Here is a 1374-nt window from a genome sequence, read left to right on the forward strand (position 1 = left end):
TGGGAGTGGGAAAGACATCCATGATGGCTCCGCCTTCACCCACAGAATAATGAAAACGAACACAAAGCCCTCACTAGGTGTATAATCTTAGTGAGGGCTTTGTGGTTGACGAGTTAATGATGTTAGTCATCGCGGGAAAAACTAATCCACTCTACTGACGAGCACCCCAAAATATGCGATAGGCATGAGTATAAAAATACGACTAAAATTCGGTAGATAAGCTCTCTAATTTTTAGAAGGAGGGAATTGTCATGGATGTTCTCTATCAATCTTGTGCAGGTATTGATGTCCATCAAGCCAATATTGTTGTCTGTATCCTACACGGACCTCTCACATCAACTCGTCCAAAGCGTGAGATGGCTACATTTGATACAACGACTAAAGGCCTACGTGCTTGCCACGATTTTCTCAGTCAATTTCATGTGGAAGCTGTTGGCATGGAAAGTACAGGTGTCTATTGGCGACCTGTCTGGCATGCTCTATGTGATGACTTCGAGTTGATACTGGCTCAACCAGCCCATATGAAGGCTATCCCAGGTCAGAAAACCGACAAGAAGGATGCTCACTGGATTGCTAAATTAACACGGATTGGTCTGCTTCCTCGGAGTTTCGTTCCCGATGAAATCATTCAAGAATTGAGGGAGTTGACCAGACAGCGAAAACATTATGTGGAAAGTCGCAATCGAGAAACCAACCGTATCCATAAAATTCTTCAGTCAGGTGGTATCAAGCTAACGACCTATATTGAAGATATTATGGGGCTATCTGGACGTAATCTCCTTCAGCTACTGGTTGATGGGACGCCTATCACACCTCGCATTGTCCGTCAATCCGTTTATACCAGCTTGAAGAAGAAAGTGCCACAGCTTCTGGAAGCCCTGGATGGTTATTTCTCTGACCATCATTGTTTTATGTTAAAGCAGTCCTTAGAGATTTATGATTTTTATCAGAAGCAGATTGAGTTGCTGGAAGAGCGAATTAATGTCTATCTATCACAATATGAAAACCATGTAGAAATATTGGATTCCATCCCAGGCATTGATGTCATTACAGCTTCTGTTATCATTTCTGAGGTTGGAGTTGACATGAGTCAGTTTCCGACATCTGGACATTTAGCTTCTTGGGCTGGACTCTGTCCAGGTAATAATGAGAGTGCTGGTAAGAAACGAAGTACCAAGATTCGGCATGGTAATTCTTATTTGAAGAAATGTTTATGCCAAGCCGCTTTCGCTGTCAAAAAACAAAAAGGAAGTCCTCTAGCAGCCCGATTTTATCAGATTCAAAGTCGGCGTGGTTCACAAAAAGCAACAATTGCCCTCGCACATCAATTATTAAAAATAGCCTATATCCTTTTAAAAGAGCAGATAACGTATC

The 1374-nt window shown here is 42.2% G+C and carries 1 protein-coding gene; it reads left to right on the plus strand.

Annotation, left to right across the window (positions count from 1 at the left end; all coding sequences use genetic code 11):
• Positions 1–251: 251 nt before the first annotated feature.
• Positions 252–1374: IS110 family transposase (locus K5Q29_RS10575; protein ID WP_221877132.1), on the plus strand; the 1123-nt coding region annotated here is incomplete at its 3' end.

This window comes from Streptococcus sp. 2018037, from assembly GCF_019754195.1.
Classification (GTDB): Bacteria; Bacillota; Bacilli; order Lactobacillales; family Streptococcaceae; genus Streptococcus; species Streptococcus hashimotonensis.